The organism is Pseudoalteromonas sp. CR1 (genome assembly GCF_019392235.1).
Lineage (GTDB): Bacteria > Pseudomonadota > Gammaproteobacteria > Enterobacterales > Alteromonadaceae > Pseudoalteromonas.
The window spans coordinates 1-278 of sequence record NZ_JAHXRM010000189.1 but is presented as its reverse complement, the minus strand read 5'-3'; the positions used below and the strand labels follow the sequence as shown (position 1 = coordinate 278).

Sequence of the window (278 nt, the reverse complement as noted above, 5' to 3'; positions counted from 1 at the left end):
CCGATGAAGACATCGCCGGTGCAGCCGCCGCCGTGAAGGGCAAGACCGAAATGGACGCATTGGTGGCCTACCTGCAAGGCCTTGGCACCATCATCAAAAGCAAACGGTGATCTTCATGGATATCGGGATGATTCGAGGCCTGGGCACCGTTGTCGTGATGGTGGCCTTCATCGGCCTGGCATTGTGGGTGTTCAGCCCGCGGCGCAAGTCGGAGTTTGACGACGCGACCATGCTGCCCTTTGCAGATGATCCCGAAGCCATCAAGCACGTCGAGCAAG

1 protein-coding gene and 1 pseudogene are annotated in these 278 nt (G+C 59.0%); both read left to right on the top strand.

Translation table 11 applies throughout. The features are described 5' to 3' along the window. Nucleotides 1-110: pseudogene (locus KZZ04_RS19050) on the top strand (cytochrome-c oxidase, cbb3-type subunit II); the annotation flags it as partial. A gap of 5 nt (nt 111-115) precedes the next feature. Then, a partial coding sequence (locus KZZ04_RS19045) for a cbb3-type cytochrome c oxidase subunit 3 (RefSeq protein ID WP_219423822.1) occupies nt 116-278 on the top strand: 163 nt, incomplete at its 3' end.